At 46.2% G+C, this 24,749-nt stretch carries 24 protein-coding genes; 14 read left to right on the forward strand and 10 right to left on the reverse strand.

Translation table 11 applies throughout. The features are described from left to right. Positions 1–20 precede the first annotated feature (20 nt). Positions 21–758 (reverse strand): DNA/RNA nuclease SfsA, encoded by a 738-nt coding sequence (gene sfsA, locus ACLVWR_RS03190; RefSeq protein WP_413582484.1) that lies wholly within the window; start codon positions 756–758, stop codon positions 21–23. 183 nt (positions 759–941) lie between these two features. Between sfsA and ACLVWR_RS03195 the strand changes: the two genes are divergently transcribed. The 3 genes from ACLVWR_RS03195 to ACLVWR_RS03205 all read left to right on the forward strand — a co-directional run bounded on the left by ACLVWR_RS03195 (position 942) and on the right by ACLVWR_RS03205 (position 4,619). Further along, a complete protein-coding gene (locus ACLVWR_RS03195; RefSeq protein ID WP_413582485.1) occupies positions 942–2,564 on the forward strand; it encodes a 2-oxo acid dehydrogenase subunit E2 in 1,623 nt (540 codons plus the stop codon). 1 nt (position 2,565) lies between these two features. Further along, a complete protein-coding gene (lpdA, locus tag ACLVWR_RS03200; RefSeq protein ID WP_413582486.1) occupies positions 2,566–3,990 on the forward strand; it encodes a dihydrolipoyl dehydrogenase in 1,425 nt (474 codons plus the stop codon). Between the two features lie 179 nt (positions 3,991–4,169). Beyond that, positions 4,170–4,619: a hypothetical protein gene (locus ACLVWR_RS03205; RefSeq protein WP_413582487.1), complete on the forward strand. Its 450-nt coding sequence runs from the start codon at positions 4,170–4,172 to the stop codon at positions 4,617–4,619. Positions 4,620–5,030: 411 nt separating this feature from the next. Here the strand turns inward: ACLVWR_RS03205 and ACLVWR_RS03210 are convergent, their stop codons facing one another. Together ACLVWR_RS03210 and ACLVWR_RS03215 are read right to left on the reverse strand one after the other, a co-directional pair. Next, entirely contained in the window at positions 5,031–6,059 is a 1,029-nt protein-coding gene (locus tag ACLVWR_RS03210; RefSeq protein ID WP_413582488.1) for a hypothetical protein, read from the reverse strand. 61 nt (positions 6,060–6,120) lie between these two features. Further along, positions 6,121–7,401, reverse strand: coding sequence for an acetyl-CoA C-acetyltransferase (locus ACLVWR_RS03215; RefSeq protein ID WP_413582489.1), 1,281 nt, complete (start codon positions 7,399–7,401; stop codon positions 6,121–6,123). Positions 7,402–7,493: 92 nt separating this feature from the next. On the opposite strand from ACLVWR_RS03215, the gene ACLVWR_RS03220 reads away from it, so the two are divergent. The 3 genes from ACLVWR_RS03220 (at position 7,494) to ACLVWR_RS03230 (ending at position 11,448) form a co-directional block, all read left to right on the forward strand. Beyond that, positions 7,494–8,051: a TetR/AcrR family transcriptional regulator gene (locus ACLVWR_RS03220; protein WP_413582490.1), complete on the forward strand. Its 558-nt coding sequence runs from the start codon at positions 7,494–7,496 to the stop codon at positions 8,049–8,051. Positions 8,052–8,157: 106 nt separating this feature from the next. Beyond that, positions 8,158–10,026 (forward strand): CocE/NonD family hydrolase, encoded by a 1,869-nt coding sequence (locus ACLVWR_RS03225; RefSeq protein WP_413582491.1) that lies wholly within the window; start codon positions 8,158–8,160, stop codon positions 10,024–10,026. Positions 10,027–10,257: 231 nt separating this feature from the next. Then, a complete protein-coding gene (locus ACLVWR_RS03230) occupies positions 10,258–11,448 on the forward strand; it encodes a clostripain-related cysteine peptidase (protein WP_413582492.1) in 1,191 nt (396 codons plus the stop codon). Positions 11,449–11,575: 127 nt separating this feature from the next. Here ACLVWR_RS03230 and ACLVWR_RS03235 read toward each other — a convergent pair whose 3' ends face one another. From ACLVWR_RS03235 to ACLVWR_RS03255, 5 genes are all read right to left on the reverse strand, one after another. Beyond that, complete coding sequence (locus tag ACLVWR_RS03235) at positions 11,576–13,183, reverse strand: hypothetical protein (RefSeq protein ID WP_413582493.1); 1,608 nt, start codon at positions 13,181–13,183, stop codon at positions 11,576–11,578. Positions 13,184–13,368: 185 nt separating this feature from the next. Continuing rightward, a complete protein-coding gene (locus ACLVWR_RS03240; RefSeq protein ID WP_413582494.1) occupies positions 13,369–13,800 on the reverse strand; it encodes a BLUF domain-containing protein in 432 nt (143 codons plus the stop codon). Continuing rightward, complete coding sequence (locus tag ACLVWR_RS03245) at positions 13,800–14,222, reverse strand: MaoC family dehydratase (RefSeq protein ID WP_413582495.1); 423 nt, start codon at positions 14,220–14,222, stop codon at positions 13,800–13,802. The genes ACLVWR_RS03240 and ACLVWR_RS03245 overlap by 1 nt, the downstream gene beginning before the upstream one ends. A gap of 9 nt (positions 14,223–14,231) precedes the next feature. Then, positions 14,232–15,548, reverse strand: coding sequence for a PhoH family protein (locus tag ACLVWR_RS03250; protein ID WP_340596159.1), 1,317 nt, complete (start codon positions 15,546–15,548; stop codon positions 14,232–14,234). A gap of 151 nt (positions 15,549–15,699) precedes the next feature. Then, entirely contained in the window at positions 15,700–16,209 is a 510-nt protein-coding gene (locus ACLVWR_RS03255) for a PilZ domain-containing protein (RefSeq protein WP_340596158.1), read from the reverse strand. Positions 16,210–16,302: 93 nt separating this feature from the next. On the opposite strand from ACLVWR_RS03255, the gene ACLVWR_RS03260 reads away from it, so the two are divergent. Beyond that, complete coding sequence (locus tag ACLVWR_RS03260; protein ID WP_413582496.1) at positions 16,303–17,205, forward strand: energy transducer TonB; 903 nt, start codon at positions 16,303–16,305, stop codon at positions 17,203–17,205. 2 nt (positions 17,206–17,207) lie between these two features. On the opposite strand, the gene msrB is transcribed toward ACLVWR_RS03260, so the two are convergent. Continuing rightward, a complete protein-coding gene (msrB, locus tag ACLVWR_RS03265) occupies positions 17,208–17,621 on the reverse strand; it encodes a peptide-methionine (R)-S-oxide reductase MsrB (RefSeq protein WP_413582497.1) in 414 nt (137 codons plus the stop codon). 90 nt (positions 17,622–17,711) lie between these two features. Here msrB and ACLVWR_RS03270 point away from each other — a divergent pair, with 90 nt between their 5' ends. From ACLVWR_RS03270 to ACLVWR_RS03300, 7 genes are all read left to right on the forward strand, one after another. After that, positions 17,712–18,284, forward strand: coding sequence for an outer membrane protein (locus ACLVWR_RS03270; protein ID WP_413582498.1), 573 nt, complete (start codon positions 17,712–17,714; stop codon positions 18,282–18,284). Beyond that, positions 18,272–19,399 carry an aminopeptidase gene (locus ACLVWR_RS03275; RefSeq protein WP_413582499.1) on the forward strand — a complete coding sequence of 376 codons (1,128 nt, stop codon included), beginning with the start codon at positions 18,272–18,274 and terminating at the stop codon, positions 19,397–19,399. The genes ACLVWR_RS03270 and ACLVWR_RS03275 overlap by 13 nt, the downstream gene beginning before the upstream one ends. A 361-nt stretch (positions 19,400–19,760) precedes the next feature. Continuing rightward, a complete protein-coding gene (locus ACLVWR_RS03280) occupies positions 19,761–20,372 on the forward strand; it encodes an RNA polymerase sigma factor (protein ID WP_340596153.1) in 612 nt (203 codons plus the stop codon). Positions 20,373–20,396: 24 nt separating this feature from the next. Beyond that, positions 20,397–20,861, forward strand: a complete 465-nt coding sequence (locus ACLVWR_RS03285) for a hypothetical protein (RefSeq protein WP_413582500.1) — start codon at positions 20,397–20,399, stop codon at positions 20,859–20,861. Positions 20,862–20,880: 19 nt separating this feature from the next. Beyond that, positions 20,881–21,372 carry a hypothetical protein gene (locus tag ACLVWR_RS03290; protein WP_413582501.1) on the forward strand — a complete coding sequence of 164 codons (492 nt, stop codon included), beginning with the start codon at positions 20,881–20,883 and terminating at the stop codon, positions 21,370–21,372. Positions 21,373–21,378: 6 nt separating this feature from the next. Beyond that, positions 21,379–21,864, forward strand: coding sequence for a hypothetical protein (locus tag ACLVWR_RS03295; protein WP_413582502.1), 486 nt, complete (start codon positions 21,379–21,381; stop codon positions 21,862–21,864). Positions 21,865–21,974: 110 nt separating this feature from the next. Next, complete coding sequence (locus ACLVWR_RS03300; protein WP_413582503.1) at positions 21,975–22,625, forward strand: hypothetical protein; 651 nt, start codon at positions 21,975–21,977, stop codon at positions 22,623–22,625. Here ACLVWR_RS03300 and ACLVWR_RS03305 read toward each other — a convergent pair. Beyond that, positions 22,622–24,730, reverse strand: coding sequence for a beta strand repeat-containing protein (locus ACLVWR_RS03305; protein WP_413582504.1), 2,109 nt, complete (start codon positions 24,728–24,730; stop codon positions 22,622–22,624). The genes ACLVWR_RS03300 and ACLVWR_RS03305 overlap by 4 nt on opposite strands. Positions 24,731–24,749 lie beyond the last annotated feature (19 nt).

The raw sequence follows: 24,749 nt of genomic DNA on the forward strand, positions 1-24,749 counted from the left end.
TCCGCACATCTGAGACAGTCTTAGCTTAAAAAAACAACTGGAAGAGTCACCTCAGAAAGAGATGCCTCTGTTGGAGTCAGGTCCACAACAAACGGGGAAATTTTCAAACCCTTCGCCGAAGCTTCGCGCAGAAGCTTGCCGTATTCCGGGTCGATGTCATCTGCCGGAGAGAACGTGCCGCAGTCGTGACGTTGGACAGTAAACACCAACTCCGCCGTGTGGCCTTGCTCCATCAACGCCATCAATTCTTTCAAATGCTTTTGCCCGCGTTCAGTCACCGCATCCGGAAATTTGGCAATGCCCTCTTCACCCAACGTGACGTTCTTCACTTCGATGAAATGCATTTTGTCGGTGTCTTTTTTCTTCAATGCAAAATCCAAACGGGTTTCAGCAGAGATTTTAAATTCCGGCTTGGCTTCATCAAAAGAGGCCCAGTGTGCGAAACCACCCACTTCATCTTTGTGTTTGCCGATCACTCGCAGGACCGTTTCTTTAACTACCGTGTTTGGAGTCGCCGTATTCACGCCCACCCAAGCACCGCCTGGGGATTTGATCATCTCCAGGGTGAACTTCAATTTACGCTCTGGGTTGTCGGACTCCGAAAACAGGCACAGCTGGCCGGGGTTATTGACGCTTTTCATACTCCCCGTATTGGGAACATGCGCCACAATGGTCTGACCTTGGAATTCGATGTCAGCAAAGAAGCGTTTATAGCGTTTTAGGAAGGTGCCTTCCTGGAGTTTACGAGAATATTTCATGGAGCCCTCAATTCGGGTTGTAAAATAACAACTCAAAACGCCCAAATTCAACCCTGAAACCGCTATGTTGCAGAGCTAAAAACCAAATTATTTATGCATAGTGTTAATCGGTGCAAATGAGTCCCCATCGAAATAGAAGGGAGTGTTTGATTTTAAAGGCTAATATTGAAAGGAACTCCCTGCATGGCAACTGATGTGAAACTGCCTGAACTTGGCGAAGGCGTTACTGAAGGTGAATTGGTAAAATGGTTGGTTCAACCTGGTGACTCTGTAAAAGCAGATCAACCTATCGCTGAAGTTTTGACTGACAAAGCAACTGTAGAGGTTCCATCTCCAGTCGCTGGTACTGTAAAAGATTTGAAATTTAAACCGGGCCAAGTTGTTAAAGTTGGTTCGACGATGATCGCTCTTGATGCTGGCGCAGCTAAGCCTGCAGCTCCTGCGGCAGCGGCCCCTGCTCCAAAAGCAGCAGCCCCTCAAGCATCTACTCCAGCTCCGGCAGCTGGAGGTAAAGCACAAGATGTAAAACTTCCTGAACTTGGTGAAGGTGTTACTGAAGGCGAACTAGTAAAATGGTTGGTTAAATCTGGTGACTCTGTAAAAGCTGATCAAGCGATCGCTGAAGTTCTAACTGACAAGGCCACTGTTGAAGTTCCGACTCCAGTAGCAGGTGTTGTTGGTGAATTGAAATTCAAAGCCGGCGACGTTGTTAAAGTTGGATCAACTATGATCACTTTGACAGGCGCAGGTGGTGCAGCGGCAGCTCCGGCGGCTCCAGCTCCTCAAGCTTCTGCTCCGGCAGCGGCTCCAGCAGCAAAAGCGGCAGCTCCAGTAGCTACTTCTTCCGCAGCTACAGCAAACGGCATTTTCCCGCCTGTTGCTGATTCTAAAGTTCTTGCGACTCCGGCGACTCGCCGTCTTGCTCGCGAGACTGGCGTTGATATCAATGCATTGTCTGGTTCTGGTCTTGCGGGTCGCGTAACTCGTGAAGACGTTTTGTCAGCAGGTGGTGGAGCAGTGGCTACTACTTCTTCTTCTGCAAAAGCTCCAGCAGCTGGTGGCATGACTATTCCAAGACCAGCTTACCAAGGTGTTGCTGGTGCTCCGGAAGAGCGCGTAGCTCTTATCGGTATCCGCAAACGTATCGCTGAAAACATGCAGCGTTCAAAACAAATCATCCCTCACTTCACTATCATGGATGAAGCTAAGGTTGATGCTTTGGTTGCGCTTCGTGAGTCTTTGAAAGACTTCGCAGAGAAAAACGGAACTAAGATCACTTATCTTCCAATCGTAATGAAAGCTATGGTTGCGACGATCCGTGAATTCCCAATGTTCAACGCTTCTATCGACGATGCTGCTGGTGAAATCGTTTACAAAAAATATTTCAACATCGGTTTCGCAGCTGACACTCCAACAGGTTTGGTTGTTCCAGTTATCAAAAATGCGGATCAAAAAACTATTCTTGAGATCTCTAAAGAAATCATCGACCTTTCTAAACGTGCCCGTGATGGCAAGTTGAAACCAGATGAAATGAAGGGCGCTTGCATCACTGTGACGAACATCGGTTCTATCGGTGGTACTTACGCGACTCCAGTGATCAACCACCCTGAAGTGGCGATCCTTGGTATGTACAAAATCGACGAAAAACCAGTTATCAAAGATGGCCAATTGAAAGCTATCAAAACGATGAACTACACAATGACTGCCGATCACCGTTTGATCGACGGCGCATTGGCTGCAAGATTCTTGGCTGCCTTCATCGGCCGTATCGAGAATCCAGGTAAACTAATGGTGGAGATGCTATAAGATGGCTCAAGCATTTGACGTAGTAGTAATTGGTGCGGGTCCTGGTGGTTATGTTGCCGCTATCCGCTCTGCTCAACTTGGTTTTAAAACTGCTGTTATCGAACGTGAGTTCTTGGGTGGTGTGTGCTTGAACGTGGGTTGTATCCCGTCTAAAGCGATGATCACTGCGACTCACCTTTTGCACAAAGCTCAACATAACTTCAAAGATATGGGCTTGATGATCAAAGGCGATATCAACGTTGATATGAAGCAACTTGTGAAGTGGAAACAATCCGTTTCTGACAAAATGTCGAGCGGTGTTGGTCAACTTCTTAAAGGTTACGGCGTAACTCACATTAAGGGCGACGCTGAATTCAAATCTTCTAAAGAAATCTCTGTTAAATCATCTGCAGGTACTGAGTCTATCACGGCTAAGTACTTCATCGTGGCGACAGGGTCCCGTCCGATTGAAATCCCTGGTTTCAAATTCGACGAAAAAGATATCTGTTCTTCAACGGGCGCTTTGGCATTCGACGAAATTCCAAAACGTGTCGCAGTTATCGGTGGTGGTTATATCGGTCTAGAGATCTCTTCTTACCTGCGCAAATTGGGTACTGAAGTGACTGTGATCGAAGCAATGCCTTCATTGCTTGCTGGTGTTGTTGATCCAGATTGCGCAAACATCGTTGTACGTAAGCTTGATAAAGCTGGCGTAAAAATCATGTACGGTGCAAAAGCTAAATCTCAGAAAAAAGCGAAAGACGGCTACGAAGTTACTGTTGAGATCAACGGTAAAGACGAAGTTGTTAAATGCGATAAGATCCTGGTAACTGTTGGACGTCGTCCAAACGGTGACCAAGCCAACTTGAAAGCTGCGGGTATCGTGGTTGACGAGCGTGGCTTTGTTAAAGTGGATGCTCAACGCAGAACGAACGTTTCAAACATCTTTGCTATCGGTGATATCTGTGGTCAGCCAATGTTGGCTCACAAAGCTTCACACGAAGGTGTGTTGGTTGCTGAAGTTATCTCTGGCGCGAACCGCGTTTACGACGCGAAAACAGTTCCAGCAGTTGTCTTCACGGATCCAGAAATCGCATCTGCAGGTATGACTGAAGCTGAAGCAAAAGCAAAAGGTCACACTGAGCTTAAGATCGGTAAATTCCCATTCGGTGCTAACGGCCGCGCTGTCAGCATGATGGAAACTGAAGGCTTCGTAAAAATGATCGCTGATGCAAAAACGCATGTACTTCTGGGTGTTCACATCGTAGGTCCTGAAGCTTCTAACTTGATCTCTGAAGCAGTTCTTGCGATCGAGATGGGCGCACGCATTGAAGACTTGGCTCTTTCAATCCACCCTCACCCAACATTGGGCGAGACGATCATGGAATGTGCTGAGGCGACTTTGGGTCACGCGATCCACATCATCCAAAAGCCACTTAAAAAGTAAGCTTTGTACTCCTTCCGCTAAGGAGTATTTGGAATTCAAATATAAATAAAAAGGGAGTCTCTATCGGGCTCCCTTTTTCTATTTTCATGCCCTGTGACTCGAAATAAATCCCACATTGACTCCAATCGAGTCGCCGTCTACTTTGTGACCACAATTCACAACTAACATTGTAGGGAAACATGAAGCTTCTAATTTCACTGGTTACTTTATTTATTTCCGTCAGCTCTTTTGCTAGCACTCAAATCGTTTGCGACATCCGTCAAGATCTTGCTACGAAGCCGGCTTACGCTCCGGTTCAGTATATTTTCAACGCTAATGACAAAGGCGAAATCAGAAAAGTTAAATCGGTGATTAGCGCTGAACATCCAACTTACATCATCGACTTGATCAATATCGATGAGTCCGCTCCGGCAGTCTGCCGTGGAGAAGGTTCACTTAATAACAGTAATGGTCCTCTTCAAATGTCATTTGATGGCTACTGCAGTTACATCCATTCACCAAGTGGTGGCGAGGTGCGCACGGTCGTAGTAAGTTACGATGGCAAGCAAGGCACTTTGACAATCGATAGACGAGTTGATCGCAGAACTTCACACAGCGAAGCGATTATAGAAAATTGCAAGCAGCTATAATTTAAAAAAATTATTTTTCTTTAAAAGGAGTTCATTGCGAACTCCTTTTTTTTACAAAAGATCGAGTGGGTTTGAGGTTTTTGGCACTGAAGACTTTTCTCGACCGATCAATAAATCCAACGTCACGTTCACTGTTGTTGTTGGAGTAAATCCATCATATCGTAGCGCCAAGCGATTAGCGGCGAGAATTCTAAGAAAATCCATTTTACTTTTTTAAATCCAGTTCTTTAGGTGAAACCTGCTGTGTAGGCATCGTTGTACAGTGGGAGTTTAATGGAGCGCATATTGAATCTTAAATCGAACGAGAAAGGACTTTTGTCATGGAAACTATAAATCCATGAAGGTCCCTTGAAAAAATAGGTTTGCACTCCGACTCCGTCGGAGTATTTTCTTAGTAGGACCTGGCACCTTTTAGAGGATGTCGAGAGGATTTGTGGGTTTCGGGGCGGAGGTTTTTTCGCGACCGAACAGGAAGTCCAACTTCACATTGACGGAAGTCGAAGGAGTGAAGCCGTCGGCATACATCCAAGCACACGCCGGACTGACTTCGAGGAAAATCCAAGGGGCTTTTTTGAAGCCGGTTCTGTAGGTCAATCCAACTGCGTAGCCTTCGCCATACATCTCAAGTTCATAGGATCTGGTCAGGAATCTAATATCCGTGGAGAAAAGACTTTTATCTTCAAAGCTGTAAATCAACGAAGGGCCATGAACGGTGCCGAAGACCGACGGCTCACTCATGTACCAATTTGCCTGATTCAGAAAACGAAAAAGAAAATACTTACTGAATGCGTAGTCCGATGTCACCGCGACTTTACTGGCCCAAAGAGTTTCTGAGTCCCAGCCAATTTCATTTTGCCAGTAGTCCACCCACTTATCGGTTAGATAACTGCGCGACAAACGAAGCTTCCCGAAATAGGCCACAGGCCACTTCCAACGAATCCCCGTCTCGGTCGCCAGATCCCAAGGATTTTGCTCTTTGAATTCTTCTTTTGAAATAAAATCTTCATCCAACACGGAGGTCGGTGGCTGATCTGGTTTACGAGTCCAATAGTCATTGAAGGCGCGCTCGCGCTCTTTCAGATTGGGCAAACTTAACGTCAAAGAAGTGGAGAAGTTGTTGTCGAAGGTACCTGTATTGGCGTTGTAGAAACTGGAGGTTGTAATTTTAAGACTGCTTTTATAGTACTCATCCAACGCCCTGTCGTTACCGAACAAACCATCGACTTTATTCGCAAGTAGGATCACACGATCGGATACGACGTCGCGGGAATCAGTGATAATTCTTCCCGTTGAAGACATAAAACCGGAATCAGTTTTAGCTTTTGCTGATTTCTTTTTTATTTTCTTGGTAGTGATTTGCTGAGGTTCGGGAACGGACCCATCCTGGGCTTGAACATAAGCCGGAGTTAGGAACAGGATGAGTGCAAGTACGTGCTTCAAAACCAAATATGACCTCTGACAATGATCATATAAGATCATTGTCAGTTGTCACGTCACGAATCTATCTTTCAACGATTGCAGTCACACCCATACCACCTGCTGTACAGATGGAAATAAGCCCCCGACCACTGCCTTTTTGTGAAAGCATCTTAGCCAGTGATACCAGGATACGACCACCTGTTGCCGCAAATGGATGCCCTAGCGCCAAAGATCCACCATTCACATTCAATTTACTGCGATCAATAGATCCCAACGCTTTGGATAGACCCAATTTTGTACGGCAGTACTCTTCAGATTCCCAGGCTTTCAAAGTACACAATACCTGACCTGCGAAGGCTTCGTGGATTTCATAGAAATCAAAATCCTGCAATGTCAAACCATTGCGTTCAAGCATGCGGGCCACTGCATAGGTCGGAGCCATCAACAAGCCTTCGCCACCGACATAATCCACTGCTGCGACCTCGGCATCAGTCAGATAAGCCAGCACTGGCAAGTCATGTTTCTGAGCAAAGTCTTCGCTGCCCAAAAGCACCGCCGAAGCACCGTCAGTCAAAGCCGTACTGTTACCTGCCGTCAGTGTTCCCGTGCCGGTTTTATCAAACGCAGGTTTTAGCTTCGCAAGCTTTTCAAGCGTGGTGTCACCGCGAACCAAAGTATCTTTTTTTAGACCTTTAAAATCAAAAACCAGGTCCTTAAAGAATCCCGCATCCCAGGCTTTCGCAGCATTTTGATGACTGGTAAATGCCAACTTATCCTGCTCGGCTTGGGAGATATTCCATTCTTTCACCATGAGTTCCGTATGCTGTCCCATGGAAAGGCCTGTGCGTGGCTCTACCACAGCTGGAAACTTAGGTTTTAGATCTTTCAGTGAAAGTTTGGCGAATTTCGCAAGACGACCCGCTAGGGATTTCTCTTTTTGCGCATCCATCAACTTCCAAGTGAATTCATGAGGCAGCACCCCTTGAATATCACTGTTCGTGTCGGTACCACCGGCGATTCCGCTTTCAATTTGGCCAGCGGCGATTTTCAAACCAATGTGCCAGGCCGTTTCCAGCCCAGTACCGCAGGCTCTTTGCACATCATAGCCAGGGGTGTGGGGATCAAGACCAGAACTCAAAACACTTTCACGAGTCATGTTCCAGTCGGCCGCATTTTTCATAACTGCACCTGTGGAAACATCACCCACACGAACGCCTCTGATATTGGTTTTATTCACAAGATCCTGCAAAACTGCCGTCATCAACTCCTGATTGGAGGTGCGAACATAGTTCGTTTGGGATTTTGTAAACGGAGTACGGGATCCCGCTAGAATCGCGATGGGTCTCATTTGTTTGGTTTTCATACGCAGTCCTTTTCTGGCTTGATTACCTACCTACTGGTAGGTAGAATAACCCTATGACATCCCCAAAGCAAGTCCAATCACGGAGACTTTAAATGGAAACAAAGCGCTTGGCCCTTGAAATAGCTAAAAACCACCTGCAATTACGAGGGTATAACGGCTTTAGCTTTCAGGATATTGCAGATGAGCTGGGTATCCGCAAAGCCAGTTTGCACTATTATTTCGCCTCAAAAGAAGACTTAGGGTTGGCTTTGATCGAGGACTATTCCAATTCTTTTCAAGAATGGACCCAAAAGCACGCAGAACTCGATTCCTTGGAGAAAATCAAAAAGTTCATCGATATGTATAGTACGTTCTCCCAAGATGGCCTTAAGGTGTGCCCGGGAGGAGTCTTTTGTATCGACTACAACACCCTCCCGCCAAACCTAAAAAAAACAGTCTGCCAGCTCCAAGAACAAATCCAAGAGTGGTTAACGAAGGCCGTTGCTGAGGGCATTAAATCCAAATCCATCAGACCAACCCTGAAACCAAAAGAAACAGCGACACTGATCCACGCCACAACCCAAGGCGCACTGCAAATCGCAAGAATGCAAAACAATCCCAAAGCCATGAAGTCCACATCGTTGGCCTTACTTTCGCTATTGGAAAAATAACACTAAAACGGGGGCAGGCACTAAGACAATGCTTTGTAATACCTCGATTGCATTAGAATCATTACTTTGATGACCGCGAGGCTTCCTCCCTCTAAGATAAGATTGTATGCAGACAAAAATCTCTCGAATTGCGCAACGCCTCACTCAACAGATAAAAGAAAGTCCCTTAGTAGACTATCAAAACTTATTCTCGTCGAATCTGGCAGCTTTTTATCCGAAAGAACGTGTCGAATCTATCTTGCACAAGCTTTTCTCAGAGCACGGTTCTTTTGAAAGCCTTCTTCAGATTGAAGAAAAAAACGGTACCACATATTTCCAAATAAAATTCGACGATGGCAGCTTATCGGATCTTATTATTGGATTAGACGAAAAGGGCCTGATTGATCGATTTTTTATCGGGGGTTCGATCCCTGTTGCACAGACTGTGCTTTTTGAAGAACGCGTGATGCGAACACGTGACGAAATAAGCCTTCGAACTCTTGTTTTCCAGAATAATGACAGACAGCCAAAGGCCGTCATTCTTGAGCGCAGTCCGTATGTTCATTTTATATATGGGCACACTCCCGTCGCTTTGATTTATCAAAATGTTGCTAAGCAATTTGTAGAGGATGGATACGCCTTTATATTGCAGGCTCTCAGGGGTACCGGTGGGTCTGAGGGAGAGTTCAGGTTTTTGCACCCAATTGAAATCGATGATGGGTACGATGCTGTGATGTGGGCCTCCTCTCAAGATTTCTCGACTGGTAATGTAGGTTTGATTGGTGGTTCCTATGATGGTTTTGCTGCAATCGCTGCATCCATATCGAATCCACCACCTCTCAAAGTTGTGGTCGCTTCAAGTTACTTTACTGATATGGCCGACTTTGGAGGGCTAGAAGGCCCAATTGAGCTTTTTCAGTTGCGATGGCTCGATCGTGTGACACGAAGTCAAGGAACTCCAGCGCACTTTGCGCCGTTTTCGAAAGAGAGATTAAAATTGATTGCGAATGTTTCTGATATTCGCACTTATGATCAGATAATCTACGGTGTGACCATTCCAGAATGGCAGCGCCTTGCCAATGCGGGCCCCAGCTTAGCGAACAGATATTGGAGCGATCGCTCGATCTTCAATCGACTGGCAGAGATAAAAACGCCAACATTTCATATTGCAGGAATGAACAGAGATGGAAATGCGATCGACACTTTCAAAGCGTTCGAAAGTATTCAGCAGAAAAGTTTATATAGTGACCATCATCAATTAATTCTAGGATACTGGGGGCACCCAGCGACTCCTCAGATGTATTCTGTGATTCAAGAAATGTCGAAGTCGTGGCTTGCACACTACCTCCTTGGCCACGAAATGGGAGATCAACCGAGAATTAGATTCCCAGCATCTCAAGATAAGAATTGCGAAATTTTCCAAGACGGTCAGCAATTTCCACTCAAGCAGTGGTCAAAAAATATTCTTTATCTCAATGGTTCAAACCTTGAACTAACTACGCCGTCTGTACGCACAGACTACAAGATATCAGTTGGTGGACAGCAATCAGTTGATGAGCTATTGAATGAAGAATCTCTACCAGAAGAAGATACTCGGCTTCTCCGATTAGCTAAAGCCTTCGAAGATCGAGTTACAATTGTAGGGCCATTACGCATCAAGGTTTTTGTGACACTCAAGTCAAACCAGGCTGACCTTGTTTTCTTCCTTCGAAGAAAAAGCAAAGAGTCTTATGCCACTTTGGGAATGTCGGCGATTAAAATTTTAAGATCTGAGCAACCCAGTGAAGTCGAGGTCTTGATGGGACCGGTGTTTGAAACTTTTGACGCTGGCGATGAAGTTGAGCTAGTGCTAACGGGAAGCGCTTTTCCCACCTTAGCTCGAAATACATTGGTAGCCGAAAATGAGTATTTTGACCGATTTGATACTGGTGAAGTCAGCATAGTTTGTTCACCGCATTTTGCGAGTGAGATTTCTTTTTTCGTGTGGGAACAATAACCCATATTAAAAAGAAATCTTCTGAATCAAAAAAGGCACTGATTTAAAATCAGTGCCTTTCTGTTTTTAAAAATGGCTTGCAACTTAACGCACATCAAAACCGAACGGTTCTGCGGTGCTTCCGTAAGTAGGACCTGGCACCGACTAAGGTCCTGAACATTTGTTAATGAGTGGTGGCAACATCAATCACTAGTGCTATTCTGCAAAAACCCCATTTTTCACGGAGGAAAAATGAACCACGTTTTGCGCGTTTTTACTGTGTGCATGCTTGTGCTTGCATCCTCTTTGGCAACTGCCGCTTCCCAACAAGTCAAAGAATGGAACATGTTGGTTTTCCTAAATGGAAATAACAATCTGGACAGCTTCGGTCCGATGAACATCAATCAAATGGAACAACTGGGATCCAACGATCAGGTCAACGTTCTGGTTCAGTGGGCTTCCGCCAGCCGTGACAATGTGACCCGCCACTTGATCGTAAAAGACGATAACACCAGCAAGGTCACCTCCCCTGTTGTGCAAAACCTGGGATCCGTGGACATGGGTGACTGGAAAGAATTGGTCAAGTTCGTCGACTGGGCAAACCAGAACTATCCGGCAAAAAAGTATTTCATCGTGGTTTGGAATCACGGCGGCGGCTGGCATTTGCTGAATGTGCCCGGCGTGATTCGTCCAATGGATATTTCATACGATGACAACACTGGCAATCGCATCACGACTGAACAACTGGGTCAGGCGATGGCAGAATCTGCAAAAATCATCGGTCATAAAGTGGATGTGTATTCTTCAGACGCCTGCCTGATGGGCATGGTTGAAGTCGCTTCAGAGATGGCAGAATCAGTTCAATATTACCTGGGCTCTCAGGATGTGGAACCCGGCGCTGGCTGGCCTTACGCAGCCTTCCTGGGCAAGTGGTTTGCCAACCCAGCCATGTCACCTGCTGACCTGGTCAAAGTCCACGCAGCAGAGTATCTGGCGGCTTATAACGGTGGGGTCTATGGCCATCGCCGGGTAACAATGTCTGCTTATGATCTGTCTCAGCTTGATACTTATGAAAAATCCCTGAAACAACTGAGTGAAGAACTTCGCGGTCTGAGTGATGGCGATATTTTCAAAGTCGCGCGCTCTGCCAAGAACGCAAAGCTTTTCACTTACTATGACTATCGCGACGTGATCGACTTCGTGGATTTAGTTTCCCGCAACGGCATTACGACTCCTGCGATGCAGGCCGTGCGTGATGCTCAGAATAGCTTTGTGATTGCGAACTCTCAGAACCAGGATACAAAAACCTATGGTGTTTCAATCTGGCTTCCGACCGGGTCTTCGTCCTCTGATTACAGCGGTTATATCGAAAGATATCACGGTTTGAAATTCAACCAACGAACTAGCTGGGCCGATCTAGTGACCAAGCTACAAGGTAAGTAAATTATACTTCCGCAATTTCCACACCCTCTACGGGTGCGGCAACGCACAAACCACTTCGACAAAATCAAAAAGAAAAGCCCGGCTTAGACCGGGCTTTTCAGTTTTGAGAAATCCATTTCCCTGAAAATTATTTTACGCAAGAGTAGTAAACTTTGTATTCGCCTTGTGGAAGATCATTGGAGAATACCATATTCACACCGCTTACTGAGAATGCACCAGAGTAAGGCTGACCATCTTTCAACACTGTCACTGATTTAGTTGCGTCAACAACTGGAGCACAAGTCAGAGTGAAAGTTTTCAAAGTTTTGCGGATACCATCTGCGATACCAGTAACTTGAGCCGCGTAATCAGCCGCACACACGTCACCGATCACACCACCAGTAAGTTTAGAGAACTGTTCGTAACGGTAACCGTAAGCATAACCATTCGTAGACTTACAAGCTGTATCGCCTGGACGAGTGATGATGGAGTGGAAGCTGAATGCTTTTTGACCACCATAAGTTTGGCTTACGAAGTTCAACAATGATTGCGGATCATTTTTAGTACCGTTTTTAGATTCATCTTCGTCAGAGATCACAAGTACTGAGAACTGGGCATCCGGGCGGACAAAGTTCACGTTACCACCGCTTTGAGAAAGAGATCTTTCAATCGCACGGTAAGTTACATAAACCGCCTGCTCGTCACCGCTACCAGTTTCAGTTCTTTGCAAGGTCGCACCCAGCAAGCTTTGCGCCTCTGCATCAGCCATTGCGGAAGTAAGGATGTATGAACCTTTTTTACCAGTCAGTTCAACCAGACGACCGTCACCCAATTTCACATCGCGTGGATCTGTAGTTGTAACCGCAATCTGCCAGTCCAAACCTTTGATCACGCTCAACAGATTCTGAACACGTTTCGCCATATTTTTCTGTTCGTATTCCATGGAACCGGAGTTATCGATCACGATCAACAAGTCCACTTTTTTGTTTGGCGTAACCTGGACAGTTTGAACCAGGGATTTGTATTTAGATGACACTTCAAAAGTGATGGACTTTCCAGATGAATGAGCCAATTTATCTGTTGCAGATACCGCCAATGTATAGGTCCCGGATACCATGCTTGGAATTTTGATTGTGTTGGTACCAGCGGCACAGGGTTTAGCAACACCTGCGAAAGTACAAACCACTTTATCCACACCAGCACCAGCATCAGTCACTGTGAAGACGATTTCCACATCGGAACCCTCTTCAACAGTCGTGCTCGGATATTTGGAGAATACGATTTCAGGACCCAATTCATCAATCAGGATGCTTGCATTCAAACATTCAGAAACACGGTTGTCGTAATCCTTATATTGAACACTCAAAGTCACGTTTTGATTGGATTGCGCACTTTGATACATTTTAGAATCCACGAAAGACTCCCATGTACCACCGGAACAATCAGAGCCCACAGAAAGTTTCAAATAGGCAGCTGAAAACACGGAAATAAATGAAAGCTCAAGATTTGATGAATCCGTGATCTTTGCACCACTATTGATTTGAAAGACCGCTGATTCGCCAGCTGGCGGAGTCGGCGTTGGGCTTTCCTCAGGGCTCGGGGATGGCGTTGGAGAAGGTTCTGTCACCACGCTGAAATCACCATTTGTATTGCTGCCGGAGCCTGCACTACCAAATTCAACGCTACCTTGGTTCTCGAGACATGCCGTAAGAGTAACACTCATTGTTAGTAGTATGGCCCATCCTAGATTCTTCATATCTATCGCTCCTCATGTGCGTGTACCTACACATTGTTGCGATATCTTCGGATGATTTTCAAAGCAATCTCACTATGGGAACACTTCGTAAAATACTTGGACAAAGATTGAAAATTCGCTGTAAAAAAGTTCGCCATTTTTCATTAAACCCAGTACTGGCGCGGGTTTGAGGGCGATATTATGTGCTATTGAAAATCAGGGGCTGCTGCGCGGAATTTGCGGATCAAAGGCATAATAAGCGTCTTGTGATTGATGCCACTATCCAGACACACTTCGAAAAACTCCAGCAAATCCTTAGTGGTATTTGCCTCGATATCCCCATCCAAAAAGGCCATAGACCAGTCACCGAAAAGACGGCGCTCACTGTGAGTCTCGATTAAAACTTTCAAATTGGTATTACGGTCGTCATTGCGGATGACATTAACCAGATGACGAACCTTCTGCTCGTCATCGCATTCCAGAACCTGAAGGAAATAACCTTCGCGCAAAATAAGAACGCCCGAGATATTATCGCGGGCGTTATTTCTGCGTGAAGAATTCAAAATGTTACGAATGTCCGTGTAGCTTAAGCTGTCCGATGCATTGCTGACGTAAACAAGATGAAAAATCGGGTTCATTATTTTGCCAGTGCGAAGTCTTTCGCCATCATGATCACTGCTTCACCTTTAACTACCATGTCACCATTAGCTTTAGTCACATTAGTTTCAACAGTGGCGATACCTTTTTCTTTGCGCATCGCTGTGATTTTGATAGTGATCGTGATTGTGTCATCGATGAACACCGGGTTTACGAATTTCATGGATTGACCCAGGTAAATTCCGCCCTCGCCGATGCATTCTACAAGAGCTCTGGAAATCAGAGCTCCGCAAATCATGCCGTGAGCGATACGGCGGCCAAAACGAGTTTTAGCCGCGTAAGCATCGTCCAAATGGATTGGGTTATGATCTCCAGACAACTCAGCAAACTGACGAACCATTTTATCCGTCACAGTTACTGTTGCTGACTTAGTGAAACCTACATCTACATTTGGAACCTGCATTACCTACTCCTACATGATATTCGCTGCTAGCTCTGCAAGTGGCGAACGTTCACCTTTAGTCAGGGTTACGTGTGCCGCAATTGCATGGCCTTTAAATCTTTCAACCGCGTACGTCAGACCGCTGTTCGCTGAATCCACGTAAGGGTTATCAATCTGATAAACGTCGCCCGTCAGGACAACTTTCGTCCCCTGACCTGCACGCGTAACAATTGTCTTGATCTCGTGCGGAGTCAAGTTTTGAGCTTCATCCACGATCAGGTATTGCTTCGGAATGCTGCGTCCACGGATATAAGTCAGCGGCTCAATGTTTAACATGCCCTGATTGATCAATTCCTGAGCACGACCGGCTGCTTTTTTGTCCGCACCCATCAGAAACTCTACGTTATCGAAAATTGGCTGCATCCAAGGATTTAGTTTCTGCTCGATGTCACCAGGAAGGTAACCGATGTCACGACCCATTGGGAAGATCGGACGGGAAACCAACAATCTTTGGTATTGGCCTTGATCCAAAGCTTTATGCAAACCTGCTGCAATCGCCATCAAAGTTTTACCCGTACCGGCTTTACCCACCAAAGAGACAAACATGATTTCGTCGTTCAGCAAGCAATCCAAAGCAAACGCTTGTTCAACGTTACGTGCATGGATGCCCCAGATAGAATCGGCTGCTTGCACCAAGGGCACGATCGCTTTTTCAGCGTCACTGTAACGACCGATGGCAGAGTGATTTGGATTCGATGAATCCTTCATAATCACATATTGGTTGGCATACAGTTTTACATCCGTCACAAAACGTTTTTCTTTATAGAATGAATCAATTTGCGCCGGAGTGATCGCGATCTCTTGGTAACCTTCGTACAAATCATCACGGTTGATATCGTTCGCATCGTAATCCGTTGCGACCACACCGTAAACGTCAGCTTTGATACGAAGATTGATGTCTTTCGTGATCAATTCAACTTTATACCGAGGATGTTGTTTTTGCAGAGCCAGAGCCGTATTCAAGATACGGTTGTCAGCTTTTTGCGCGTCCATCTCTGCCGGCATACCTGCAAGCATGTAGTCCGTATTGATGTACACCATGGTTTCGGTGTTTTCGATCTGAACACCGCTGGCCAAAGAGCCCTTACCACGAAGTACGTCGATAAAGCGGCTGAACTGACGGGCATTTCGACCGTTTTCGCCTTGGTCACGTTTGAATCTGTCTACTTCTTCAATAACGGAGATAGGAATGTGAACGTCAGCCTCACCGAAGCGCATGATCGCCTGGGAATCGAACAGGATCACGTTGGTATCGACGACAACTTTTCTGCGTTTTGCTTTGCTCAAGGACAACCCTCCGTAGTGAGAGCCTGAAGGCTCTAAAAAAGACCATGGGATTTGCTGGCATCCTAGCCTGCGGTGAACCCCACAGCTAAATTGCAACAAATCCCACGACCAAAGTCTACGGAAAAGGTTTTCCTGACTGAAATATTACTGACTAAGAAATATTAGAAACTTGCACGTCACCTGAATCGGTTTTCAAAGACGCACTGACGTTTTCGATGAATTTCACAAAATGATGAAGTGCAACATCGTTCAATGTGCCTTTAACAAAGTTGGCACCGTGACGGATTGTACCTTCATCTTCAATAGCACGAATATTTGAAACATTGATAGTGAATGGGAAGTACGTGGAGTGATTCAGGTACACACGCATTGCGACCTCTTCATCCAATTGGAAACTGCCCTCTTGAGCCTCCAAATCAAACGCCAAACCATTTTCAGAAATGTCGTACAAAGCGACTTTCATTAAACCTTGCTCAGGAAGTACTACAAACGCCCCCACGAACTCTGTCAAAATGGTGCGCTTCACATCACGACGCTCACGGCTCAACATCTCCTGGCGAGCCTCTGTCATATCCAAGATCTCACCTTTGCTGCCTTTGTGGCCAATTTCCAAAGAATTCTGAGTTCTTAGGCGTGTCGTAATGTCTAAAACTTTCCCCATTTAATCCCCCTGTCAGATAAAAGCTTATCGGCAGAAAGCGTTTCAACTTTAGCCATCTTGCACTTTGGTCCAGTTCCGGCTTAAAATGAGACAATGAAGAGGATTCACGCGTATATATTCGTAACCATGGCAATCAGTTTGCTGCTGCATCTGGGACTTATCACCGGAGTGATTGTCTTTGCGCCCATGTTCGAAACGCCGAAGGCAGAGACAATTGAAATCAGCCTGGCCCCTCCGCCGCCTCAAAGTTCCAAAAAAAATGCCAGAAATTCGCAGCAGATTGTTCGTCAGGCGTTGGCTCCGGATAAAATCAAAGCCCCTGATGATGAAACCATGGCCCGCTTTCTTTCAGAGCAGCGCCAGCGCGTGATCAAAGAGATGCAATCCGCTCATTCCGGCATGACGGAAAATCGCACGAATACTTCGACGCTGCCAAAGCCAGCTACGGATAAACCGAAACAGCAGGCTCAGCAAAAAACAGAAGTTGATAAATCTGAAGTGGATAAAGACGGTTACCGCGTGGTCGACGCTGCGAAAGAACTGGCGGCGATGAATGCCCTGAATCAGGGGCAGTCCACAGTGGGTGAACTTCTGCCTACGGACGTGAGTATTGGCTCATTCACCGCTTTGAATACAGATCGCTATTTGTTCTATTCTTTTTATGCCCGCATCGAAGAGCTGGTTCGCTATCGCTGGGAGTCCCGCGTGCAAACAGCCATCAACGGCATGGATCCTTCAACGGCGATGGGCATGAGCCGCCGCAATTGGAATACTCAAGTTGAGTTTTTGCTGGATAAGCGCGGCTTTTTACAAAAAGCGATTGTGATGAAAGAATCCGGAGTTAAGAACTTTGATGCAGCAGCCGTCAATGCTTTCCGCGAAGCCCGTGTATTCCCGAATCCTCCCCAAGAGATGATCGAGGAAGATGGCTTCATTCACCTGCGCTATACTTTCACAGTGAACTACGCGCCACCCACCTTGGTTAACAGTCGCTAAAATTATTTTTTAGGTACAAATCTAAGCGCTGCTGAGTTGATGCAGTAACGAGTACCGAGCGGTGCAGGTCCATCATCAAAGACATGCCCCAAATGACCGTTGGAATCTTTGGCACGAATTTCAATGCGAATCATGCCGTGGGAAAAATCCGGTTTCTCGACAACCACATCCGGCGAAATCGGTTTGGTAAAACTAGGCCAACCACATTCAGAATCAAATTTATCATCGCTGGAAAACAAAGGAACTCCAGAAATCGCATCCACGTAAACTCCGGGCTCGGTATGATTCCAAAAGGAATTGCGAAAAGGGGCTTCTGTCCCATTCTCGACCATGATCCGGTACTGCTCAGGAGTCAGCAGTTTACGTAGTTCTTCTTCGCTTTCGGGCAATCCACATTTCAATACTTTTTCATTCATAGGACCATGGTAGGACTTCTTGCGGTTTTAGTCCAGACACCAGCAGATTTCATGTCACTCACCACTAAGCCTTGGTAATATCAAAGGAATATGAATAGATTTTTAATCGGCTCACTATCGACACTTTTGCTTTTGTTTTCATTTTCAGCTCAGGCAATTAACATCGAGCTGGGCGCACAGTACGGACACAAAACTCAATCCTACGATGCGAACAATTACAACGAAATGGAATCCATGACCGGTTCCTTGTCTTTTTATCTCTGGGAACGAATCGCACTGGAGTTAAGCTACACCGAAGCTCAATCAGTTGTTGTATCCAAAGCCTTCACAGCAGATCCAAAGCGTACCACGATTCAAAAGTCACAAATCCTGGGGTCCGATTTGATTTTGATTCTGGCGGATAAAAAAGCCTTGTTTCAACCGTACATCAAAGGCGGCTTGGCGCAAATCTACCGTAAGCAGACCATTAAAATTGAAAACCAGGACACCTACGAAAATGAACCCGAAACCGCCGTGGCACCTTCTTACGGTGTCGGCTTGAAAGTCGCGTTGACTCAATCAATGAGTTTGAAATTCAGCTACGACGTCTGGCAAACTCCAATTGGTGGCGATTCCAAAACAAATGACTCCGCTATTCGCGCGGGATTAACGTGGATGCTTTAAAATACATTGTTCTGTTGTTTCCCCTGCTGACCGGATGTCAGATCAGCTATTTAACCAGCTCTGCTTACAATCAAATGAAGTTACTCAATGCCCGAGTTCCAATTGAACAGGCCTTGAAAGATCCCGCTATTTCAGAACAGGAAAAAAGCAAATTGGAGCTGGCCCAGAAAGCCCGCGCTTTTGCTGAAAACGATCTGCATTTAAAACCCACTGAAAACTACACGTCTTATGTAAAGCTGGATCGCCCTTACGTCACCTATGTGGTCAGTGCTGCATATAAATGGGAATTGAAGCACTACCAATGGTCTTATCCTTTTGTTGGAAAAATGCCTTACAAGGGCTACTTCAATGAAGAGTCCGCCAAGGAAGAGGAACAGGAACTGCAAAAGGAGGATTTGGATACTTTCATGCGCGGAGTTTCCGCCTACAGTACGCTGGGCTGGTTTAATGACCCGTTGTTAAGTTCCATGCTTCGCTATAAGGATTATGATCTGGTCAACACGATCATTCACGAAACCGTTCATGCCACCCTCTACATCAAAGGTTCCGCCGACTTCAATGAACGCCTGGCGATGTTTCTGGGAAACAAGGGCGCCGAGATGTACTACAAAAAATTTGAAGGTGAAAACTCCCCTACCCTGGCTGAAATCAAAAAGAACAACGAGGACGACCGCGACTTTTCAAAGTTTATCTCCGCAGAGCTGAAAGATCTGGAGACATGGTATAAAAATATTCCCGCATCAGAGCACTCCGAACGAATCCGTATGAACCGCATCAAAGGCATTCAGGAAAAATTCACTGCCCAAGTGCTTCCAAAAATGCAGACCAAGAACTACGAAAAGTTCGCGACCACACCCATGAACAACGCCCGACTGCTGGTTTATAAAACCTATCTCTCAGATCTGGCCGACTTCGAGACCCTTTACCAACAGAGTGGCAACAACTTCCAGGTCTTTATCGAGCGCTGCAAGTCTTTGGAAAAAGAAAATGACCCTGCCCAGAAACTGAAGGACATTATTGGCACAGCAAATGAAAGTGAGCTTCGCGCCAATAATCCGTCAGCGGAATCCCAACTGGACCAAAAGAAAAAAGAATCCAAAATACCTACACACTAACGCGCTGACGCGCGCGAAAATCGAATATTGAAAATGGCCGGGGCGTTTCGCTACCGAATGTTTATTCTATTTATTACCGCGGCATTTCACTTAATTTCGTCAATTCGAAAAGAATGACGAGCCGGTTTTTGATCCATAACAAACACTTATAGCTGCCATAACAAATTCCAAAAAAGATAAATTAAATCATATATTTAGAGCCACTTTGACTCTGAACATCTGGCACTCAGATTGCTATAAGGAAAGGTGTAGGTACTTCGGTTTGGGGGAACGAATTTACGAAGTACTGAAGGGGGGCTGCAAGGCCTTCTGGGAAAAAAATTCAGGAAGTTAACCGAATTTATACAGAAGCGAGTCTAATATGCAGAAAGATCTAATTGGAATATCGGATCTTGAACTGGTGGAAAAAGTTAAATCTGGGGACAGACGCTTTTTCTCCGAACTCGTGAAACGACATCAAAGAAGTGTGCTGCGCTTGAGTTTAAGATTCATGAAGGACATGGACGCCGCAGAGGACGTTACTCAGGAAGCTTTCATCAAAGCTTACGAGAAACTGAATTCCTTTGAGGGGCGCGCTTCCTTCAAAAGCTGGTTGTTCCAGATTGCCGTGAACACAGCTCGTAACAAGCTTCGCGAATTCAAAAGAGACACTGTCGATTTTGAAAACGTGAATTTGGCAGTGGACGCGGAGGCTGAAAACACTCTCGTTCACACGGCGGTGGCTGACATCCTTCAAAAAGAAGTAGACAAGCTGCCAATGAAACAAAAAACAGCTTTGGTTCTGCGTGTGTACGAGGATCTTAGCTTTAACGAAATTGCTGATATCATGGAGTGTCCATACGATACAGCCAAGGCAAACTACCGCCACGCCTTGTTGAAGTTGCGCCAGACTTTTGAGGAGCAAGAAGACCTGAAAAGATGGAATGAAGATGTTGGTGGTTTTTTCCAAACTTATGCTGAAGCAGAAGGATAACATTAGATGGATCAAAGAGAGAGCATGAATCGTTTGGACCAGGTCCGCAGGAACCTCAAGTCGAATGACGACCTTGATGTTCCCATGAACGATGATTTTTTTAATCGGCTTCATGACAAAATCATGTCTGAAGTCGATAAAACTGAAATGGCGCCCCCTCCCGTACTGATGCGACCGCGAAATATGCTTAGAGCACATTGGCGCGGTTGGCTTTATCCTACCGGCGGCTTGATGTCTGTTGCCTTGGCGACAGCTATTTTGGTTCCCCATTTCTCGAAAGTCACTGAAGGTATGCAGCGTGCAGGCTTATTAAGCGATGGACGCGAACGCATTGTCATGGAAGCGGTGTTGTCACCTGAAGACTTGTCCCAGACTTTAATCTCCAGTCAGACGGATTCTGACTTTTTTGTGGACGTTGCCCGCGAATCATCTGAAAATTTCAGAGTAGCCAAACTCAATAAAATTGTAGGTGGTCGAGCGACACGCTGATCACCACCGGGTGATTAACGTGCGTCGAACCTTCTTTATATTCATTCTATCAGCTTTCGTGATTCAGCCCCTGGCTGTTTTCGCTCAAGGCAAAACCGTTGCCAAGCGGAACCAGCTTGAGGAGCTGATGATCTGGAAAATGAGTGATGAATTGAAGCTTTCGGCGACGGAAGAAAAAAAGTTTTCGGAAATCATCAAAAATCTAAATACCAAAAAATCAGATTTAAATCGTTCTCTGCAAACTTCCCTGGAAACCATGGTGAACAGCAAGGACTCTAAAAAGCGCGAGCAAGAGTTCTTGCTCTATAAAAAGACATTGCAAAGCTTCAACAAGGTCAGCGAAGAAGAACTGGATAAGTTGAAACCATTGTTGGGCACGGAACGCACGATTCAATATCTGCAAATCAAACAGGACCTTGCGACAAGAATCAAAGCAACCTTGACCAATCCGGATGCTCCGATGAAAGATGACAAGAAGCCATTGCCGGCTCCCAAAGTGATCATCGAGTAAAATACCATGTCATTGCAGCTTTCATTTTCGATCGCCGATAAAACGACGACACTCAAACTCAACGGAACTTTGAATGAATACTCATCAGCCCTTGATGGCGTTGAGGTGAATCCGCAGTTTGATTTGAATCTGGATTTGAAAGACCTGACAGCCATCAACTCCTTGGGAATCCGTAATTTCCACTCCTGGATCTACAGCATTGAATGCCAACGACTGCGCCTGTTTCACTGTCCCCGTGTTTTTGTGAATCAGCTGAATCTGGTTGACGGATTTTTGCCACCGAAAACTGAAATTGAAAGTTTCTTTGTACCCTACTTCAGTGAAAGCACGGGCGAGGAAATGAACGTTCTTTTCACCAAGTTTTTAGAGTACAAAAGCATCGCTGGGAAAACGAAAATAAATTTCCCGGTGGTAACGGATGCTCAGGGAAATTCCATGGAATTAGACGTCATGCCTGATCAGTACTTTCGATTTTTAGACACGTACAACTAATTTAAACGACATGGAACACTTGTGCCGTGCAGATTTTACGGCCCAGCGCACTATTTAATGCAAAACTCACAATTGTGTGGCGACATAGCAGCTTGATTCAAGGTGGTTCTATGTCTCTGGTACGTACAATTCTAATTTCAGCACTTTTGATGGTTTCTTCGTTTTCTGCATTTGCAGGTGATGAACTTCTTAACGGCGGCGATGTTATTGAATGCCCCAGCTACGAAGTTCCGTTTTATTTGTCTTTGGATCTTTATGAGGGACAGGCGATCTACAAACTGACGCCGATTGATTTCACAGGCATTAAAGACTTCCGCCTGATTTTAAAAAACCTGATCAATCGAATCGCGTCTTTCGATGCAACTCGCGCTAATTTGTACCGCACTTACCTTGAATCCTTTGACAGAGACTCCCGTTTTATTTCCGGGACCGAGTTCGGCGACATTCGCGATGAAGGTGGCGTGATCGCCATTCCTTCCGGATGTCAGCCCAAACAAGCAGCGGCACAATTTCGCTCGCAAACTCCTGATGGCATTAAATACCTGTTCAATGCCACTCTATGGGCACGTATGAGCCCCTCAGTCCAAGCCGGTCTTGTTATGCATGAATTTATTTATCGTGAAGGTTTGCTGCCAAAGAATAACTTTAAGAACTCTCAACGAGTCCGTTATTTCAATGCGTACGTTCATTCCGCCAACATGGTTCAAGGCACGAAAACCGCCTATGCAAACGCAGTGAGCTTCGCCGGTTTTAAAAACTAGTAGCCGCGGAAAAACCAAGGCACAACAGAAGCAAGTTGCTGGAGGTATGTTGTGCCGGTGCTGCCTGCGACGTTGCCGGTGCCTCCGGAAACATTCAATGTTCCAGAGTAAGAGCCAGAATAGTAAATAGCAATACGACCGCCGCCGCCGCCACCGCCGTTATTGGTACCGTCAAAGCCGGAACCACCTTGGGCAACAATTCCATCAGTTACTGAAGTCAGGTTTTTTGTCTGAATCCAAATGCTGCCTCCGGAACCGCCACCACATCGATTGACATCAATTTTATCTGAACCCGAGGCAGACAAGACAGCACCCGTGTTGATAGTTAACGTATTACCAACAATGAATTTTAAGGCTCCGCCGCCAGTCCCTGCTATACCTGGAGAAGTACAACCACCGCCACCAGAACCCAAGTCCACAGGTTCAGTGTTCGACCCGTAAGTTGTACCGCCCGCGGCACCACTGCCCCCGGAGCCACCGGCGCCGCCGTAACCACCGCCACCGCCACGAGTTCCGTTGGAGGTTCCTTTACCAGTTCCCGTATTCGGTCCTTGACCGTCGATGGCTTTAACGACTGCACCACTGGCAAGAGTGACGTTGTTATAGGAATATGTTCCATTTTGAACTGAGCTGGTTACCGGAAAGGTTAAGTCATTTGTAGTGGTATTAATGATGACTGCAGATCCGGGAAAAGACCCGGGCTTCCACCCTTTGACACCTACGCTTACATTATATGTTAACGAAGAGCTGATGGTATCTGAATAGTAGATAGCGATTCTGCCTCCGGCCCCCGCGCCACCCCATTCATTGTTCGAAGAATCATAGCCTCCATTGCCGCCTCTCACACTGATGGAGCCGGAACCCGCAACTGACTGAGCGATAATCCAAATACTACCCCCGGAGCCACCGCCCGGATAATAGTTATTGTAGTACCACCCACCACATCCTTCTGAACTCAGGTAACCATTGACAGTAAGCGTGCCTGTCAGGACAAGCTTAATGGCGCCGCCCCCCCTGCCGCCGACCGTATTGGCATTGTTAGTACCACCACCAGAGCCTTGTGTTATTGGTTCAAGCATACTTCCATAGGTCCCGCCTCCTGCAATAAGTGCGAAACCTCCGCGACCACCGTGGCCGGCACCACTTCCGTAATCATAAATTGTCGCACCAGCACCACTACCAACCTGAGGCTTCCCGCCATGGCAATTATTCCAAATTCCGGCGCCACTTTGAATTGTCACATTTCTAAAGTTGTATGTTCCATTGGGTATCGTGGATTGAGTTTTAATAAGCAGATCATTGTTCGTGTAATCAATCCACCAAACTGATCCTTCAGAAGCCATGCCATACACACTTGACGTCCCCGCCGTTGCAGTTGCGCCCCCGCTAAATGTACTGACGGAATAGTGAATTGCAACCCTTCCACCGCCGCCTGGTCCTTGATCATTCGCACTGCTTGCTCCATTGGCGCGAATGTTTCCGTTACCTGCTAAAGTGTTAGCTTTAATCCAAATGCTGCCACCCGATCCTGCTCCACCTTTAACACCTGCTCCCGTTGAGTCGGTGCCATTCATTCTGATAGTTCCTGATACAGTCATCGTTCCTGAGACATCAAACTTAATGGCTCCACCACCTGCACCGGCACTGGAATTCGCTTTTCCCGGGGATCCCAATGTCGTCGGATACAGGGGGTCACCATAGACATCACAAGTATCAACCGGATTTGGAAATCCCCCAAGACCGCCGTGGCACCCACCTCCGGCAGCGCTGCCCGTAGGGGCAGAAACGCCCGCTCCAGGAGCCGGGGTCGTCGTATAACCAGCGCCGTCACCATTTATTGTTCCAGATACCGTGACAGTGTTGGCATTAATAATGACGCCCGTACCAGCAGCGGTATCACCTTGAATGGTCAGCGTTTGGCCGGAGCTAACAATAAGTGTTGTGAATGTATAAGTACCAGGCGTCAGAGTTACTGCACCACTTATGGTCACAATACCTGCGGAAGTATAGTCGCCGGGAGTTTTGGTTACTCCTGTCCAGCTCTCATCAGCGTGAGACAAAGAAGATACCAGTAAGGCTGATAGAAAAACTATTACTACGTACAAAACAGAACCTCGGTTCATA

The sequence above is a fragment of the Bdellovibrio sp. HCB288 genome, assembly GCF_047305935.1.
Taxonomy (GTDB): Bacteria; Bdellovibrionota; Bdellovibrionia; order Bdellovibrionales; family Bdellovibrionaceae; genus Bdellovibrio.

Bases quoted from the DNA above. Each gene is read 5' to 3' on its own strand.
- sfsA (WP_413582484.1), bottom strand. From the start codon at position 758: ATGAAATATTCTCGTAAACTCCAGGAAGGCACCTTCCTAAAACGCTAT.
- ACLVWR_RS03195 (WP_413582485.1), top strand. From the start codon at position 942: ATGGCAACTGATGTGAAACTGCCTGAACTTGGCGAAGGCGTTACTGAA.
- lpdA (WP_413582486.1), top strand. From the start codon at position 2,566: ATGGCTCAAGCATTTGACGTAGTAGTAATTGGTGCGGGTCCTGGTGGT.
- ACLVWR_RS03205 (WP_413582487.1), top strand. From the start codon at position 4,170: ATGAAGCTTCTAATTTCACTGGTTACTTTATTTATTTCCGTCAGCTCT.
- ACLVWR_RS03215 (WP_413582489.1), bottom strand. From the start codon at position 7,401: ATGAAAACCAAACAAATGAGACCCATCGCGATTCTAGCGGGATCCCGT.
- ACLVWR_RS03220 (WP_413582490.1), top strand. From the start codon at position 7,494: ATGGAAACAAAGCGCTTGGCCCTTGAAATAGCTAAAAACCACCTGCAA.
- ACLVWR_RS03225 (WP_413582491.1), top strand. From the start codon at position 8,158: ATGCAGACAAAAATCTCTCGAATTGCGCAACGCCTCACTCAACAGATA.
- ACLVWR_RS03230 (WP_413582492.1), top strand. From the start codon at position 10,258: ATGAACCACGTTTTGCGCGTTTTTACTGTGTGCATGCTTGTGCTTGCA.
- ACLVWR_RS03235 (WP_413582493.1), bottom strand. From the start codon at position 13,183: ATGAAGAATCTAGGATGGGCCATACTACTAACAATGAGTGTTACTCTT.
- ACLVWR_RS03240 (WP_413582494.1), bottom strand. From the start codon at position 13,800: ATGAACCCGATTTTTCATCTTGTTTACGTCAGCAATGCATCGGACAGC.
- ACLVWR_RS03245 (WP_413582495.1), bottom strand. From the start codon at position 14,222: ATGCAGGTTCCAAATGTAGATGTAGGTTTCACTAAGTCAGCAACAGTA.
- ACLVWR_RS03255 (WP_340596158.1), bottom strand. From the start codon at position 16,209: ATGGGGAAAGTTTTAGACATTACGACACGCCTAAGAACTCAGAATTCT.
- ACLVWR_RS03260 (WP_413582496.1), top strand. From the start codon at position 16,303: ATGAAGAGGATTCACGCGTATATATTCGTAACCATGGCAATCAGTTTG.
- msrB (WP_413582497.1), bottom strand. From the start codon at position 17,621: ATGAATGAAAAAGTATTGAAATGTGGATTGCCCGAAAGCGAAGAAGAA.
- ACLVWR_RS03270 (WP_413582498.1), top strand. From the start codon at position 17,712: ATGAATAGATTTTTAATCGGCTCACTATCGACACTTTTGCTTTTGTTT.
- ACLVWR_RS03280 (WP_340596153.1), top strand. From the start codon at position 19,761: ATGCAGAAAGATCTAATTGGAATATCGGATCTTGAACTGGTGGAAAAA.
- ACLVWR_RS03285 (WP_413582500.1), top strand. From the start codon at position 20,397: ATGAATCGTTTGGACCAGGTCCGCAGGAACCTCAAGTCGAATGACGAC.
- ACLVWR_RS03295 (WP_413582502.1), top strand. From the start codon at position 21,379: ATGTCATTGCAGCTTTCATTTTCGATCGCCGATAAAACGACGACACTC.
- ACLVWR_RS03300 (WP_413582503.1), top strand. From the start codon at position 21,975: ATGTCTCTGGTACGTACAATTCTAATTTCAGCACTTTTGATGGTTTCT.